Genomic DNA, 14,886 nt, shown 5'->3' on the forward strand with positions numbered 1-14,886 from the left:
CACTGCCCCGCGCCCCTGGGTTGCCCGGGGGGCGCGGGGCAGTGACAACCGCTCCCACTCGTACGCCCCTCACCACCCCCAGAATGATGAACGCCCGGCGCCACGAGCGCGCCCGGGATGCGGGGCAGCCGCATAAGCCCACTTCGGGGCGCCAGCGCGTCTACCCGACCTCAACAGCGGTGAAAAGCAGGCAAGTCGACCCACCTTAGTCACCTGTCCGCATGTTCCGCTGGAAAATGCCAGATCCCTCACCCCTCGCGCACACGGTGCGTAGCGTCTGCGTCACTCAGCCGAACCGCAGGCAGGAGGGGAGCCACGGTGCCCGGAATCGACGAGTGTCTGGTGGAGGCCATGAGGCTGCCCGGTGCCCTGGGCGCCGCGGTGGTCGACTGGACCAGCGGACTGGCGCTGGGCACGGTCGGCGAGGCACCCGGCGGTGACCACGAGACGACCGCGGCGGAGGCGGCGGAGCTGGCGCGGCTCGCGGCGGAGCACCGGGCGTTCGCGCCGGAGGAGGGTTCGGACTGGTCCGGGGCGGATCTGCCGGTCGAGGACCTGATCGTCAGCAACCGGGACACGTACCACGTGCTGCGGTTCGTGCGGACGACGTTCGACAGCAGTGTGTTCCTGCATCTGTGGCTGGCCCGCGCGGACGGCAATCTGGCGCTGGCCCGGATCCGGCTCGGTGAGATGGCGGGACGGCTGGTGCTGGCATGAGCGTGATCACCACCCCGGCGCCCCCGCTGCCCGTGCGCGGCGAGCACTTCCGGCAGGCCGTCGCCCCGATGCTGAGCCGCCTCGCCGCCGAGCGTGCCACCGGTGTCCTGCTGCGCGAGACCGGTGCGTTGTATCTGTCCGACGGCGAGGTCGTGCACGCCGAGAGCCCCCGCTCCCCCGGCCTGGACGTGCTGCTCACCACCGGCGGCATCCTGGACACCGACGGCTGGCGGGAGGCGGTCGACACGGCCGGGGCCGGGCTGCGGGTCGGGCGGTTCCTCGTGGACAGCGGCCGGGTCGCCCGGGGCGCGCTGGAGCTGTGCCACGCGGGGGCGCTGTTCGACGCGGCGTACTTCGTCCTCGGCCCGAGCACCGCGCCGGCCAGCTTCCGTTACGGGGCCGCGCACTGGCTGGGGCCGATCCGTCCGGTGCCGGTGGCCGCCGTGGAGCGCGAGGCCCGGCGCCGCCGGGATCTGCTGCACCGGATCTGGCCCGACGCCGCGACGGACGACGCCCCGCTGATCAGGGCCACAGGTCTGGAGGGGCCGCCGGTCCCGGCCCGCCAGGGAGCCGTGCTCGGCCAGGTCGACGGCTTCCGCACGGCCGCCGAGATCTCCCTGACCCTGGGGCGCCCCGCCTTCCACACCCTCGTGGACGTCCGAAGACTGGCCGCCGCGGGCCTCATATCCACGGCCCGACCCGGCCCGCCGAGGCCACTGAGAACCCCACCGATCCCGGCCGCCCCGGACCACGACCCCACCGCCCACCGGGGCCCGGGCCCCGGCACCCCGCTCCACATCGGCCCACCGTCCGACCTGGGCCACGCCGGACGGACCAGCCCGGGCCGCGCCTCATCGGCCACCCCGGGCGACGCCTCACCGGCCGCCCCGGCCCACGCCACACGGACCAGCCCGGGCCACGCCTCATCGGCCACCCCGGGTCACGCCGCACGGACCGACCCGGGCCACGCCTCATCGGCCACCCCGGGTCACGCCACACCGGCCGCCCCCGCCCACGCCACACGAACCAGCCCGGGCCACGCCTCACCGGCCGCCTCGGGCCACGCTCCACCAGCCGCCCCGGCCCACGCCGCGCCGACCGGCCCGGGCCATGCCCCATCGGTCGCCCCGGGCCACGCCGCACCAGCCGCCCCGAGCCCCACCCCATCGGCCGACCTGGACTCCACCGCACCGGCCCACCTCAGCCCCCTCCCGTCCACCGCCCCCGGCCCCACCGCGCCGGGCGGCCTGACGCACCCCGTCCCATCAGGCGGCCCGGCGGGCCCCCTCCCGCCAGGCGGCCCGGCACACCCTGTCCCGCCCGGCGGCGGCCCGACGCACCCCGTCCCACCGATCGACCCGGCGTCCGTCCCCTCGACCGGCCCGGGCCACGACCACCCGGCGGCCGGGCTTCCGGGCGGCGGCGCGGCGCCGCCGCCCACCCCACCTTGGCCGCTCATCACCACAGACCCCGACGTGGCTCTACTGCAAAGGCTCAGGGATGCGCTGGAGGCCCTTTGAGCGGCAGCGGGAGCGTCCCGCCGAGAGGAGACTGCTCATGGCCGCGGAGGCCGAAGTCCTCGACGAACTGCACCGGTTGAGGGCCCGTGTACCCCAGTTGACCGGCGCGCTCGCGGCCAGCGTGGACGGGCTGGTCCTCGCCCACGACACCCCCGGCGTGGAGCCGGAGGGCCTGGCCGCGCTCACCGCCGCCGCGCTCGGTGTCGCCGTACGGATGACGGACGCCGCCGGCCGGGGCGAACTGCGCGAACTGCTGCTGCGCGGCGATCACGGCTATGTGGCGACGTACGCGGCGGGCTCCTCCGCCGTGCTGACGTTGCTGGCCCAGGACCGGGTCAACGTGGGCCGGCTGCACCTGGAGGGCCGGCGCGCCGGCGGCCGGATAGGCGAGCTGATGGACGCCCTGCCCCGGCCGGACGCCCCGGGCGCGGCGGGCGCCAGGGCGGCCACCAGGAACTCCGCCCGGTCCGTGGCGAGGACCACGGGCACGCCCCCAACGCCCACCACGCCCTCCACGCCCTCCACATCGGCCACGTCAGCCACCCCGGCCACGCCCGCCGCCCAGGCCCAGACACCGGCCAAGACCACGGTCAGGTCGACCATGCCGCGCCGGACGCCGCGTGCCAGCACCCCACGCCCCACCCCCCGAACCACTCCCAACGCACCTACCACCAGTGAGAGTTGAAAGGACACCGCACACCATGGCCAACACCGAGACCGCGTTGAAAGAGGCCCTCGCGTCCATCGAGGGCGCGACCGGCGCCGCCCTGGTCGACTACACCAGCGGCATGGCACTGGGCACGATCGGCGGCAGCAAGGGGTTCGACCTCACCGTCGCCGCCGCCGGCAACACCGACGTCGTCCGCGCCAAGCTGCGCACCATGGAACACCTCGGCCTCAAGGGCGAGATCGAGGACATCCTGATCACCCTGTCCGACGCCTACCACCTGATCCGTCTGATCACCGGCCGCGGCGGCAACGGTCTCTTCCTCTACCTCGTCCTCGACGCCAAGCGGGCCAACCTGGCCATGGCCAGGCACCAGTTGAAGCGGATCGAGGCGGAGCTGGAGGTCTGACCCACCCGGCACCGGGGTCACCCACCCGGCACCGGGGCCACGGCCGCGCACCCCGCCCGGGGAGCGCCGCCGTGGCCCCCGCTACCGTGTCCGCCCTGAACCGAGACCTGAACCGAGAGTTGAGGGTGACTGTGGGAAGAGCGGTACGGGGGACGGTGCTGGCGCAGCTGGCTCTGCTGGCCGGGGTCCTGACGGGATGCTCCGAGGCGGCGGACGACAGCGACGACGGCGGCGGCGCGAAGCCGTCGGCGAGCGCCGGCGGGACGGCGACGGCGGACGCCAAGGCCACCACCGACGAGGCCGCGAAGAGCGGCGGCAGCGTCGGCGCGGCCGGTTCCGCCTGCGAACTCCCGGTCACTTTCGACACTGCCGAGAAGTGGCAGCCGGAGGCCGTCGAGACCGGGGCGGGCGGCGGGAGCGGCTCCGAGGAGGACGACCTCGCCGCCGAGTTGGCCGAGGGGCTGCTCCGCCAGGGCCCGTTCACGGCCGCGTGCGAGATCGACGCCAAGCCGGCCGGGAACATCGGCTTCCTGCGTGTCTGGACCGGCGAGGCCGGTGCGAAGTCCGGTGACGCGGAGGCGCTGCTGAAGGAGTTCGTGGCGGCCGAGGGCGGGACCAGCAAGGCGAAGTACAGCGCGTTCACCTCGAAGACCGGCGTCTCCGGCAGCGAGGTCGCGTACCTCTACACCAGCGAGGCCCTGGACGAGACCAAGCAGGAGCGGGCCTTCGTCACGGTCACCCCGGACGGGCCCGTGGTCGTCCACCTCGGCGGCCTCGACACCGCGGAACACGAGCAGATGCTCCCGGCGTACGAGCTGGCCAAGCGGACCCTGAAGACCACCTGAGCAGGCCCTGAAGACCACCTCAGCAGGTCCTGAGCCCCGTCGGAGCACGGCCGATGCTCGTCGGAGCACAGCCTGGGCACCGCTCGACCGTCACCTGAACGCCTCGACAATCGGTCGCGAACGCATCCGAGGCCCGCGACCGGGCAGGACTCCCCTGAACGGAAAGCCGTCGGATCACCGACCGGGGGAGGTTCCTTGTCCACCACCGAAGGCATCGCCGCGACACCCGCGCCCGCCGAGGAGGGCGTACTCCTGGCCATCGGCATCGCCCTGTGGGCGGTGAACAAGCTGGTCCTATGGACACGGGGCGCGTAGCGGCACGCCCCGGAAGGAGAGCTGCAGCCCTACCCCCGCCGCCGCCCGCCCCCGGGCGCCGCGTCCCCCGCTCCGATGCCGGTGACCCGGTACCCGGCCACGCGTTTGCCCGTCGGCCGGCCGCCCCGCGCGGACAGCCAGTCCACGCGGACCCAGAAGAGCTGTCCCGCGGCGAGTTCGCGGCGGCCGAGCCAGGCCGCCTTGAGGCGGAGGCCGGTGCCGAGGCCGGCGAGGAGCAGGCCGCCCGCCGCCGGGAGCGCGAAGGACGAGCCCAGGGCGGCTGCGAAGCCGAGCAGCAGCCACCAGCGATGGCCCCGGCGCCAGGTGCGCAGGGTCACGGCACGGTCCTGGAGGACATCGTGCTTACCGGCGCGCACGGCGCCACGCACCGGCGCGAGATACCGTTTGCGCCCCGTCCACGCCACCACGCCGACGGCGACGAGGAACAGCGCGGCCCCCGTCAGCACCCCGATCCGCCGCCCGGTCAGCCCCGACGGCAGGACGCCGACCCCCGCCGCGACCACTCCCAGCCACCACCACGGCGCCGCCCCGGCCCGCACCACGACGGCCACCCGAGCAAGCCCCTGCCCTCCGCGCGCCACGCTCCCCGCCTCCCGCAATCCCGAGGTCGTACGACCTCTCGTCCGACAGTCGCGGGCACGGTACCCAGCGAACGTGAAACGCTCCTGAGAACCCTGGAATCACGACCCTCCCGAGCCGGAGAGCCTCCCGCAGGGCTACTCGACGAACAAGCCCCTGGCCGCCGCCTTCGCGTCGAACTCCTCCAGCCGGGCCTGCGCCTCGGGCAGGTCGTCGCACATGGCCTCCAGCAGCACCCGGCCCAGCAGCATCGGGGCACAGGCGGTGTCGAAGGCCAGCCCGGTGCCGACGGCGGCGGGCAGCAGCAGATCGGAGACCTTGGCGACGGGCGCGAACGCGGAGTCGGCGACGGTGACGACGAAGAGCCCCGCCTCCTTGGCGTACGCGAGGGCCTCGACGACCTCGCGCGGATGCCGGGGCAGCGCGAAGCAGAGCAGGGCGGTCGCCCCGGCCCGTACGGCCGAGTCGATCCGGTCGTGGAGCATGCTGCCGCCCTCGTGCAGCGGCCGTACCTCGGGGTGGACCTTGGCGGCGAAGTAGGCGAAGCCGTACGCCTGGGAGGCGGCGGCCCGCAGTCCGAGGACCGGGAGCGGGCGGGACGCGGCCAGCAGCCGTCCGGCCCGCTCCACCGGGGCGGGGTCGGCGAGCACCTCGGCCAGATGCCGCAGATTCTCGATCTCGGCCTCGACGGCCTGCTGGTACTCGTTGTACGCGGTGGTGTCCGGGGTCGGTTCGGCGGGTGCGACGTCCCGCAGATGCCGGCGCAGCGCCGGGTAGCCGTCGAAGCCCAGCGCCACCGCGAAGCGGGTCACGGACGGCTGGCTGACCCCGGCCAGTTCGGCCAGTTCCACGCTCGACAGGAACGGCACGTCGGCCGCCCGCCGCACCATGCTGTGGGCGATGCGCCGCTGGGTGGGCGTCAGCCGGTGCCCCTCGAAGAGCGTCTGCAGCCGCGCGGCGGGACTGTCGGCCGCGCCCCCGGACGCACCGGACGCCGCCCTCCCGGACGCACCGGACGCGACACCCCCGGCCGAACCGGACGTCACGCCCGTGCCGCCCGAACCGGACGTCACGCCCGTGCCGCCCGAACCGGACGTCACGCCGGTGCCGTTCTCCGCGCTCATGAAGCGCTCCCCCTCCGCAGGTCGTCCTGGACGTCCGTCCAGATCTCGGTGAACCGGTCGAGCAGTACGGCCGCCGCGCGCACGTCGCCCGTCAGCGGCCGGTCGGCCGGGTCCGGGTCGAGCACGGCCTCCGCCAGCTCCAGCGCCCGTCCGACGGGCAGTTCGGGATCCGGCCTCAGATCGCGCTGGCGCAACGCCCGTACGGCGGCGACGAGTTCGCAGCCGACGACGAGCCGGTACGCGCCGCACGCCCGCAGCGTCTGCCGGGCGGCGAGCGAGGCGAAGCTGGCCTGTTCCTCGACGCCCCGGGAGAGTACAGCGTGGCCGAGCGACGCGGGCGCGGAGAAGGCCCGCAGGTCACCGAGGGCGGCCCCGGCGGCGTACTCCAGGATCATCACCCCCGACGAGGCGGCTTCCTGATCGGCGAGGAAGGGTTTGAGGCGGGTGTACGCGGGCTCGTTGAGGGAGGAGAGCCGGGACGTGGACAGCCGGGCCACCTGAGTCACGGCGAGTCTGAAGTGGTCCAGGGCGAGGGCGAGTTGGGCCTGGTAGAAGCCGCCGTGGTGGTAGGCGGCCATGTCCTCGGGGACGATCAGCGGGTTCTCGGCCGCCGCGTTGATCTCCACCTCCAGCACGCCCTCCAGCGCGTCCGCCGCGTCCAGGGCGGGCCCGTGGATCTGCGGCAGGCACCGGAAGCCGTACGGGTCCTGGATCCGCCCCAGCGGGGGTGTGGGCCGGTCGGCGGAGCCGATCAGGACCCGCATGCGCCGGGCCACCTCGCGCGACCCCCGGTGGGCGCGCGCGAGGTGCACGGGCGCCGCGTACGCCTCGTGCGAGCCGTCCACGGCGAGCAGCGACAGCGCGGCGACGACCTGTGTGGCGGCGATCAGCCCCCGCAGCTCGTGCAGCGCGAGCGCGGCCTGTCCGAGCGTGAGCGCGTTGCTGCTGATCAGCGCGAGCGCGTCGTTGTTGTCGAGCGGCTGCGCCTCGGGCACCCCGGGGCCGACGGCGAACGGCCCCTCGCCGACCCGCCCCCGCCACGGATGCTCCCCCGCGAGGGCCAGCCCCATCTGGGCCAGCGCGGCGATGTCGCCCGTGCCCACGGACCCGAACTCGTTGACCACGGGGTGGACCCCGCTCTCCAGTGCCTCGCAGAGCGCGGTGACCACGGTCGGGCGGAGCCCGGCGCCGCCCGCGAGCAGCTGGTTGGCGCGTACGGCGAGCATCGCCCGGACCTCCCGGGCGGGCAGCTCCTCCCCGATGGCCCCGGCGTGGCTGCGCAGCAGCCGCAGACCGTGCTCGGCGGCGGCCTCGGTGGGCACGTCCTCGGTGCGGTTGGCGCCGACGCCGGTGGAGCGGCCGTACACGCGTCCGGTCGCCGCGATCTGCCGGGCCGCGTCCCAGGACTCCTCGACCCGCCGCATCGCCTCGCTGCCGGGCACGGGCCGCGCGGTCCCGTCGGCCAGCCGGACGAGGCCGGCGACCCCGAGCGCGTGCCCGTCGAGGACGACGAGACCGGTCGGGACGGCCGTCACCGCGACGGCGGGGGCGTCCGACGCGCCCACGATCCGAGAGGACATCACCCACGGCCTCCAGCCCCGAGCAGACTCCGAATATTCAGACACCGAGAACTCTGCATGAGGTTATACAGCCCCGGCAAGGGACAGCGGGCGGACCGGCCCGCGGACGGACCGACCGGCGGCCGGCGGCTAGGCGGCGCACGGCCCGGGCAACAGGGGGGCTAACCCCAGTGCCAAGCGACCTCCGGCTCCCTACCGTGAACGGTATGACCGGTATGGATGCCCGTGACGCGCAGCTCGGCGACACCGAGCTGAAGAAGGAACTCGCCGCCACCCTGCACGCCCGCAGAGAGCTGGGCGAGGACTACGAGTCCGCGCTCGTCGACTCGTTCCTGGAGAAGGTCGACCAGCGCATCGACGGCGCGGTGGACCGCCGGGTCCGGCGTCAGGTCGCCGAGCAGCAGATGGTGGTGGCCCGTGGCAGCCGCTCCCCCGACAAGTCCACCGACTCCTGGGGCGAGCGCTACGGCTTCGGCGTGGTCTCCCTCGTCGCCGCCATCCCCCTGTCCGGGATCGGCGGCGGCGTGGCCGAACTCCCCGGTCTCTTCGTGACCTGGGCGGGCATCGTGGGCGTGAACCTGGCGTGGGCCCTGCGCAACTCACCGAACCTGGGCCGCCGCCGGGGCAAGGGCGGGGACTCGGACTGGCAGGAGTGAGAACTGGCAGGAGTGAGATATGCGCGGGGACCGCCGCACCCCCGTGTGACGGGGGGCGGGACGACGGCGGTCCCCGCGAGGGACGCGGGCCGGGTCGAGACCGGGCTGACGCGTCCTTGGCGTCCATGGAGGTCCGGGAGCCGCTCCGGAGGTCCTTGACGCCGTTTCGGTTGCCGGCCCGGGCGGGGAGCCGCTCCCGCCCTGCCGACACCCACTAATGTGCCGGACCCGTGTTAAGCGGGTGCTGCGCGGACGTGACGCGCTCGTACCACTTCTGCGAAGTTAAACGCTCGCGCCGGGCAAATTTTCGACGGAGAGAGCCCTTTGCGGGGATTTCCCCCCGCCTCCGGCTCCCCCACGGCTCCCCCTACTGCTTCGCCCCGCCCTTGGCGAGGAACGCCAGCAGGTCCTGCCGGCTGACGACACCGGTCGGCTTGCCCTCGACCAGCACGATCGCCGCGTCCGCCGAGCCGAGCACGGACATCAGGTCGCCGACCGGCTCACCGGAGCCGACCTGCGGCAGCGGGGACGACATGTGCTTCTCCAGCGGGTCGTCGAGCGAGGCCTGCTGGGTGAACAGGGCGCCCAGCAGCTCCCGTTCGACGACGGACCCGACCACCTCGGCGGCCATGACGTCCGGGTGCCCGGCGCCCGGCTTCACGATCGGCATCTGCGAGACGCCGTACTCGCGCAGCACCTCGATCGCCTGACCGACCGTCTCGTCCGGGTGCATATGGACGAGGGAGGGGATGGCGCCGTGCTCCTTGTGACGGAGGACGTCGGCGACGCGCGCGCTCGGCCCCTCGTCCTCCAGGAAGCCGTAGTCGGCCATCCACTCGTCGTTGAAGATCTTGCTGAGGTAGCCGCGTCCGCTGTCGGGCAGCAGGACCACGACCACGTCGTCCGGACCGAGCCGCTCGGCGACCTCCAACGCGGCGACGACGGCCATGCCGCAGGAGCCGCCCACGAGCAGGCCCTCCTCCTTCGCCAGCCGGCGGGTCATCTGGAAGGAGTCCTTGTCGGACACGGCGACGATCTCGTCGGCGACGGTCCGGTCGTACGCGGTCGGCCAGAAGTCCTCGCCGACGCCCTCGACGAGGTACGGCCGCCCGGACCCGCCGGAGTACACGGACCCCTCGGGGTCGGCGCCGATCACCTGGACGCGGCCGTCACTGGCGTCCTTGAGGTACCGCCCGGTGCCGGAGATGGTCCCGCCGGTGCCCACGCCCGCCACGAAGTGGGTGATCCGCCCCTCCGTCTGCTCCCACAGCTCAGGGCCGGTCGAGTGGTAGTGGGAGAGCGGGTTGTGGGGGTTGGAGTACTGGTCCGGCTTCCAGGCGCCGGGCGTCTCGCGGACCAGCCGGTCGGAGACGTTGTAGTACGAGTCGGGGTGCTCGGGGTCGACGGCGGTGGGGCAGACGACGACCTCCGCGCCGTACGCCCGGAGCACGTTGATCTTGTCGGTGCTCACCTTGTCGGGGCACACGAAGATGCACTTGTACCCCTTCTGCTGGGCGACGATGGCGAGGCCGACGCCCGTGTTCCCGCTGGTGGGCTCGACGATGGTGCCGCCGGGCTGCAGCTCGCCGCTCTTCTCCGCCGCCTCGATCATGCGCAGCGCGATGCGGTCCTTCACGGAACCGCCGGGATTGAAGTACTCGACCTTGGCCAGGACGGTTGCCTGGATACCCTCGGTCACGCTGTTGAGCCGCAGCAGCGGGGTGTTGCCGACGAGGCTGATCATCGAGTCGTGAAATTGCACCGTTGTCTCCGGAGCCGCAAAAGGGATGGTCGTAATGTCCCGCCAGCCTAAGCCCCGCCCTCACCCTTCTCCCCCCTGTTCACCTCCCGCCGGGATTGGCCGAGGGCCGGTACGGGGCAATGAGTGGGTGTACGGCTAGAAGGAGGTGGCGGCGGCCTATGTCGAGCATGTCCAGGGCGAGGGTGGCGCGGCGCATCGCGGCGGGCGCGGCGTACGGCGGTGGTGGCATCGGGCTGGTCGGCGCGGCGGCCATGGGGGTGCTGCTGGCCGAGGTACGGATGGCCAAACGGGTCGTGGGCAACGGGCACAGCCCGCATCCGCCGAGCGCGGAGGGCCTGTACGGCCGCGCGTACGGCAGCCGGTACGGCCGGTCGCACGACCCGTACAGCGCGTACGGCGACACGTACGGCGCCCCCGTCGATCCCCCGCTCCGGCTCGTCATGCTCGGTGACTCCACCGCCGCCGGCCAGGGTGTCCACCGGGCCCGGCAGACCCCGGGTGCCCTGATCGCCTCGGGGCTCGCGGCGGTGGCCGAGCGCCCGGTGCGGCTGCGGAACGTGGCGCTGCCGGGCGCCCAGTCGGACGACCTCGACCGGCAGGTGGCCCTGGTCCTGGAGGATCCGGCGCTGGTCCCCGACGTCTGCGTGATCATGATCGGTGCGAACGACGTGACCCACCGGATGCCGCCGACCCGCTCGGTCCGTCATCTCTCCGCGGCCGTACGGCGGCTGCGGACGGCCGGGGCCGAGGTGGTGGTCGGTACCTGTCCGGACCTGGGCACGATCGAGCCCGTGCAGCAGCCGTTGCGCTGGCTCGCCCGCCGGGCCTCGCGGCAGCTGGCGGCCGCCCAGACGATCGGAACGGTCGAACAGGGCGGCCGCACCGTGTCGCTGGGCGACCTGCTCGGTCCCGAGTTCGAGCAGAACCCGCGTGAGCTGTTCGGCCCCGACAACTACCACCCCTCGGCGGAGGGGTACGCGACCGCGGCGATGGCCGTACTGCCGACGGTGTGCGCGGCGCTGGGGCTCTGGCCGGCGGACGAGGAGCGGCCGGACGTCAGCCGTCGCGAGGGGTTCCTGCCGGTGGCCCGCGCGGCCGCGGAGGCCGCGTCCGAAGCCGGCACCGAGGTGACGGCCGCGATGCCTACGGGGCCGCGTGGTCCCTGGGCCCTCCTCAAGCGCCGGCGGCGGCGTCGGGTGCCTGTGTCGGACCCGGCCCCCAACGCGGCGGCGGAGGCGCAGCCGGGCGCGTAGTGGCTGCGGCCGGGCGCCTGACGACTCGGGGGTGCGGGTGCGCCGGCGACCGCGGGCCCGGTGGGGGCTGGTCGCGCAGTTCCCCGCGCCCCTTAAGGGCCTACGGCCCTTTCGGGCCGAAAAAGGCAGGGGCGTAGCCCCGCTTTTTCAGGGGCGCGGGGAACTGCGCGAGAAGCCCCACCGGAGCCGCACCCGCCCACGAACCCAGACCCCCACCCCCCCAACGCGCCCCACCCAAAAAGCAAGCGCTTAGAAAAGTGCGGCCGGTGTCACACCCTCCATCCCGTGACCCCGCCCATACGTACGGGTAACTTCCCCCACAGCCCTGCTTATCCGAACGCGTACGCATGCCAATGGAGCCGTGATGCCCGAAGCCGTGATCGTCTCAGCCGCCCGCTCCCCCATCGGCCGCGCTTTCAAGGGCTCGCTGAAGGACCTGCGCCCCGACGACCTGACCGCCACCATCGTCGCCGCCGCCCTCGCGAAGGTCCCGGAGCTGGACCCGAAGGACATCGACGACCTGATGCTCGGCTGCGGCCTCCCCGGCGGCGAGCAGGGCCACAACCTGGGCCGTATCGTCGCCGTACAGCTGGGCATGGACCACCTGCCGGGCTGCACGGTCACCCGTTACTGTTCCTCCTCGCTCCAGACCTCCCGCATGGCCCTGCACGCCATCAAGGCCGGCGAGGGCGACGTCTTCATCTCGGCCGGCGTCGAGGTCGTCAGCAGCACCGCGCGCGGCACCAGCGACATCCCCACCGCCCGCAACCCCCTCTTCGCCGAGGCCGAGGCCCGTACGGAGACCGTCTCCAAGTCGGTCGGCGCCTCCTGGCACGACCCGCGCGAGGACGGCCTGCTCCCCGACCCGTACATCGCGATGGGGCAGACCGCCGAGAACCTGGCCCGCCAGTGGGGCGTGACCCGCGCGGACATGGACGAGTTCGGCGTCCGCTCGCAGAACCTCGCCGAGGAGGCCATCAAGAAGGGCTTCTGGGAGCGCGAGATCACCCCGGTGACGCTGCCCGACGGCTCGGTCGTCTCCAAGGACGACGGCCCGCGCGCCGGCGTCACCCTGGAGGCCGTGCAGGGCCTGAAGCCGGTCTTCCGCGAGGACGGCCTGGTCACCGCCGGTAACTGCTGCCCGCTGAACGACGGCGCCGCCGCCCTGGTGATCATGTCCGACACCAAGGCGCGGGAGCTCGGGCTCACCCCGCTCGCCCGGATCGTCTCCACCGGCGTCTCCGGCCTCTCCCCCGAGATCATGGGCTACGGCCCGGTGGAGGCGTCGAAGCAGGCCCTGTCCCGCGCCGGCCTCACCGTCGACGACATCGACCTGTTCGAGATCAACGAGGCCTTCGCCGCCCAGGTGATCCCGTCCTACCGCGACCTGGACATCCCGCTGGACAAGCTGAACGTGAACGGCGGCGCCATCGCCGTAGGCCACCCCTTCGGCATGACCGGCGCCCGCATCACCGGCACGCTGATCAACTCCCTCCAGTTCCACGACAAGCAGTTCGGCCTGGAGACGATGTGCGTCGGCGGCGGCCAGGGCATGGCCATGGTCATCGAACGCCTCAGCTGACCGGGAGCGGAAGACGGCCCGGAATCCCCCGATTCCACGGGACTCCGGGCCGTTTTGTGATCCAATCTCCCCCAGGATGTGACCTATCTCCCCCCGGGGAGCGATATACGCAGGTCAGAGCCGTTTCAGCACCAAACATCGGGGCAAAGATCCTGCCCGATTCGTGACGTTACGCACTGACAGCTGGTTAGTCCGCCCTTCAAGCTGATGTAGGAAGTCGGGGGTCGACTTTGAACCGGGAGTACGTCAGTGAGCGCTATGCCGATCGCCTTGCTGCTCACCACGGCCGCCACCGCCGCCGTGGGCGTCGCCGTCCTGCGCACCCTCGCGGGGCTGCGCCGACAGGTCGCTGCCTTGCGCACCGAGCTGGCCGAGAGCCGGACCGCCGGGGTGCGCGCCCCGGTTCCGGCGGCCCGTCCGGCCGCCGACACCGAGGAGATACGCGCCGCCGTCGCCGAGGCGCTCGCCGAGGAGCGGGAGCGTGAGCTGGCCGAGGCGCGGGCCTTCTGGGCCGCCCAGGAGTCCCGTGACGTCTCCGACGCACCCTCCCTGCTGGGTCTGCCCGAGAGCGACCTGTTCCTGCCCCGGCAGTCCGATTTCGCGGGCCTGGAGCACCTGGAGCCGGTGATCGAGCCGAGCCTGGAGGGCGACGAGTTCGCCGGGGACTCCGCGGAGCTGGCCGCGGCCCGCCGCCGGCACCCCTCGCACCCCGATTTCGTGCCGGTGCAGTCACCTGTCACCAACGACCACGAGCGCACGGTCGCCTGCCTGGAGGACCTCGCCGCGTCCCGCACCGAGCTGGCCGACGTCCGCCCCGGCCCCCTCGGCACCCTCGACGTCTACGTCTTCGCCGACGGCACCACGCTCTGTATGACCCCCGGCCACCGCGAGACCGCCGAACGCCTCGCCACGGCCCTCCAGACCGGCGACACCCCGGTCCTCCTGGGCGGCTCGGGCATCTCCGGCGCCTACACCCTCACCTTCGAGTGCGGCGACGACATGGTCTACATCCTGGCGGACCGGGTCATCGCGTCGCTCTAGAGGCGACGCAGGGGCGCTACGGCGGGCGCCTTCTCCGCCGCCGAGTGGGGCCGCGCCCTGAAGGGGCGCGGGGAACTGCGCGAGAAGCCCCACCGGACCGGCACCCGCCAACAAACCAGGCACACCCGAGCTGTCAGGCGCCCAAAACTCACACCCCGGCCCGCCGCTGAGCCTCCTCCACCAACGCCACCGCATCAGCCAGCGCGCCCTCATCGGCCAACACCAGCGCAAGATCGTTCCCGGCGACCGTCACCTGATCCGCCGCAGCGAACATCCCCGCGTCCGGCATCTCGTGAACCGGCCCCCCGGGCGACTCCAACCGCTGCGCCCGCACCACCATCTCCCTGGCCAGCGCCAGCGCCTCCGCGGCGGCCCCCCGCTGCAGCCGGCTCTGCGGCGCGGCCCGCAACCGGTCGGCGAAATGGTCCACGGCACGGGTCAGCGGCGTCGTATCAAGCACGCCGCGAGAGTACGCGCCCGGGCCGGACTGTTGCCAACAGGCCGCCACTCAGGCAACGTGACCTGAAGGACCGGCTTACATTTCCCTTTCGTCCGGAGGCGCCGATGTCCCAAGTCTTCTCCGAGGAGACCCATCGCAACCTGCTCGCCCGCATCCCCCATTGCACCGGTCGTGAAGTCTCCGACTGGATCCGCAAGGTCGACGAAGGCCCCGCTCTCTTCAACTTCGAGGAGAAGGTCAGCTGGCTCCGGCACGAGTACGACCTCGCGTACGGACACGCCAAAGCGATCATTCACGAGTACGACCTGAGGAGGGCCGCGCGGAAGCTCCGTTGAAGCCGCCGAGAACCTACGAA

At 73.2% G+C, this 14,886-nt stretch carries 14 protein-coding genes and 1 pseudogene; 10 read left to right on the forward strand and 5 right to left on the reverse strand.

Going from position 1 to position 14,886, the window contains the following annotated elements; translation table 11 throughout:
• Window positions 1–318: 318 nt before the first annotated feature.
• From ACZ7MG_RS18695 to ACZ7MG_RS18715, 5 genes and pseudogenes are all read left to right on the forward strand, one after another.
• Entirely contained in the window at window positions 319–717 is a 399-nt protein-coding gene (locus tag ACZ7MG_RS18695) for a hypothetical protein (RefSeq protein ID WP_159768310.1), read from the forward strand.
• A pseudogene (locus ACZ7MG_RS18700) lies at window positions 714–1,466 on the forward strand (hypothetical protein); the annotation flags it as partial. The gene ACZ7MG_RS18695 and the pseudogene ACZ7MG_RS18700, both read left to right, overlap by 4 nt.
• Before the next feature lie 808 nt (window positions 1,467–2,274).
• Window positions 2,275–2,922, forward strand: coding sequence for a roadblock/LC7 domain-containing protein (locus tag ACZ7MG_RS18705; RefSeq protein ID WP_471394841.1), 648 nt, complete (start codon window positions 2,275–2,277; stop codon window positions 2,920–2,922).
• Window positions 2,923–2,938: 16 nt separating this feature from the next.
• Complete coding sequence (locus ACZ7MG_RS18710; RefSeq protein ID WP_005485738.1) at window positions 2,939–3,313, forward strand: roadblock/LC7 domain-containing protein; 375 nt, start codon at window positions 2,939–2,941, stop codon at window positions 3,311–3,313.
• Window positions 3,314–3,444: 131 nt separating this feature from the next.
• Window positions 3,445–4,158 carry a lipoprotein gene (locus ACZ7MG_RS18715; protein WP_471395031.1) on the forward strand — a complete coding sequence of 238 codons (714 nt, stop codon included), beginning with the start codon at window positions 3,445–3,447 and terminating at the stop codon, window positions 4,156–4,158.
• A gap of 344 nt (window positions 4,159–4,502) precedes the next feature.
• On the opposite strand, the gene ACZ7MG_RS18720 is transcribed toward ACZ7MG_RS18715, so the two are convergent.
• The 3 genes from ACZ7MG_RS18720 to ACZ7MG_RS18730 form a co-directional block, all read right to left on the reverse strand.
• Window positions 4,503–5,075, reverse strand: a complete 573-nt coding sequence (locus tag ACZ7MG_RS18720) for a hypothetical protein (RefSeq protein ID WP_471394845.1) — start codon at window positions 5,073–5,075, stop codon at window positions 4,503–4,505.
• A 135-nt stretch (window positions 5,076–5,210) separates the two neighbouring features.
• A complete protein-coding gene (locus ACZ7MG_RS18725) occupies window positions 5,211–6,197 on the reverse strand; it encodes a MurR/RpiR family transcriptional regulator (RefSeq protein ID WP_471394848.1) in 987 nt (328 codons plus the stop codon).
• Window positions 6,194–7,777: an aromatic amino acid ammonia-lyase gene (locus tag ACZ7MG_RS18730; protein ID WP_471394851.1), complete on the reverse strand. Its 1,584-nt coding sequence runs from the start codon at window positions 7,775–7,777 to the stop codon at window positions 6,194–6,196. The genes ACZ7MG_RS18725 and ACZ7MG_RS18730 overlap by 4 nt, the downstream gene beginning before the upstream one ends.
• Before the next feature lie 215 nt (window positions 7,778–7,992).
• Between ACZ7MG_RS18730 and ACZ7MG_RS18735 the strand changes: the two genes are divergently transcribed.
• The gene (locus ACZ7MG_RS18735; RefSeq protein WP_471395033.1) at window positions 7,993–8,433 is read left to right on the forward strand and encodes a hypothetical protein; all 441 of its coding nucleotides are present in this window, start codon (window positions 7,993–7,995) and stop codon (window positions 8,431–8,433) included.
• Between the two features lie 367 nt (window positions 8,434–8,800).
• Here the strand turns inward: ACZ7MG_RS18735 and ACZ7MG_RS18740 are convergent, their stop codons facing one another.
• Complete coding sequence (locus ACZ7MG_RS18740; protein ID WP_471394854.1) at window positions 8,801–10,195, reverse strand: cystathionine beta-synthase; 1,395 nt, start codon at window positions 10,193–10,195, stop codon at window positions 8,801–8,803.
• A gap of 158 nt (window positions 10,196–10,353) precedes the next feature.
• Between ACZ7MG_RS18740 and ACZ7MG_RS18745 the strand changes: the two genes are divergently transcribed.
• The 3 genes from ACZ7MG_RS18745 to ACZ7MG_RS18755 all read left to right on the forward strand — a co-directional run bounded on the left by ACZ7MG_RS18745 (window position 10,354) and on the right by ACZ7MG_RS18755 (window position 14,071).
• Window positions 10,354–11,448, forward strand: a complete 1,095-nt coding sequence (locus tag ACZ7MG_RS18745) for an SGNH/GDSL hydrolase family protein (protein ID WP_471394857.1) — start codon at window positions 10,354–10,356, stop codon at window positions 11,446–11,448.
• A 364-nt stretch (window positions 11,449–11,812) separates the two neighbouring features.
• A complete protein-coding gene (locus ACZ7MG_RS18750; protein ID WP_471394860.1) occupies window positions 11,813–13,030 on the forward strand; it encodes an acetyl-CoA C-acetyltransferase in 1,218 nt (405 codons plus the stop codon).
• 258 nt (window positions 13,031–13,288) lie between these two features.
• Window positions 13,289–14,071, forward strand: coding sequence for a hypothetical protein (locus ACZ7MG_RS18755; protein WP_471395035.1), 783 nt, complete (start codon window positions 13,289–13,291; stop codon window positions 14,069–14,071).
• 148 nt (window positions 14,072–14,219) lie between these two features.
• Here the strand turns inward: ACZ7MG_RS18755 and ACZ7MG_RS18760 are convergent, their stop codons facing one another.
• A complete protein-coding gene (locus tag ACZ7MG_RS18760; protein ID WP_471394862.1) occupies window positions 14,220–14,531 on the reverse strand; it encodes a hypothetical protein in 312 nt (103 codons plus the stop codon).
• 104 nt (window positions 14,532–14,635) lie between these two features.
• Here ACZ7MG_RS18760 and ACZ7MG_RS18765 point away from each other — a divergent pair, with 104 nt between their 5' ends.
• On the forward strand, window positions 14,636–14,866 hold the full coding sequence (locus ACZ7MG_RS18765) for a DUF4287 domain-containing protein (RefSeq protein WP_033524870.1): 231 nt from the start codon (window positions 14,636–14,638) through the stop codon (window positions 14,864–14,866).
• Window positions 14,867–14,886 lie beyond the last annotated feature (20 nt).

It is taken from the genome of Streptomyces sp. NPDC107538, assembly GCF_055657445.1.

What these genes read in the sequence shown, in the direction of transcription:
- ACZ7MG_RS18705 (WP_471394841.1), top strand. Translation starts at nt 2,275, where the DNA reads ATGGCCGCGGAGGCCGAAGTCCTCGACGAACTGCACCGGTTGAGGGCC.
- ACZ7MG_RS18710 (WP_005485738.1), top strand. Translation starts at nt 2,939, where the DNA reads ATGGCCAACACCGAGACCGCGTTGAAAGAGGCCCTCGCGTCCATCGAG.
- ACZ7MG_RS18725 (WP_471394848.1), bottom strand. Translation starts at nt 6,197, where the DNA reads ATGAGCGCGGAGAACGGCACCGGCGTGACGTCCGGTTCGGGCGGCACG.
- ACZ7MG_RS18730 (WP_471394851.1), bottom strand. Translation starts at nt 7,777, where the DNA reads ATGTCCTCTCGGATCGTGGGCGCGTCGGACGCCCCCGCCGTCGCGGTG.
- ACZ7MG_RS18735 (WP_471395033.1), top strand. Translation starts at nt 7,993, where the DNA reads ATGGATGCCCGTGACGCGCAGCTCGGCGACACCGAGCTGAAGAAGGAA.
- ACZ7MG_RS18745 (WP_471394857.1), top strand. Translation starts at nt 10,354, where the DNA reads ATGTCGAGCATGTCCAGGGCGAGGGTGGCGCGGCGCATCGCGGCGGGC.
- ACZ7MG_RS18750 (WP_471394860.1), top strand. Translation starts at nt 11,813, where the DNA reads ATGCCCGAAGCCGTGATCGTCTCAGCCGCCCGCTCCCCCATCGGCCGC.
- ACZ7MG_RS18755 (WP_471395035.1), top strand. Translation starts at nt 13,289, where the DNA reads ATGCCGATCGCCTTGCTGCTCACCACGGCCGCCACCGCCGCCGTGGGC.
- ACZ7MG_RS18765 (WP_033524870.1), top strand. Translation starts at nt 14,636, where the DNA reads ATGTCCCAAGTCTTCTCCGAGGAGACCCATCGCAACCTGCTCGCCCGC.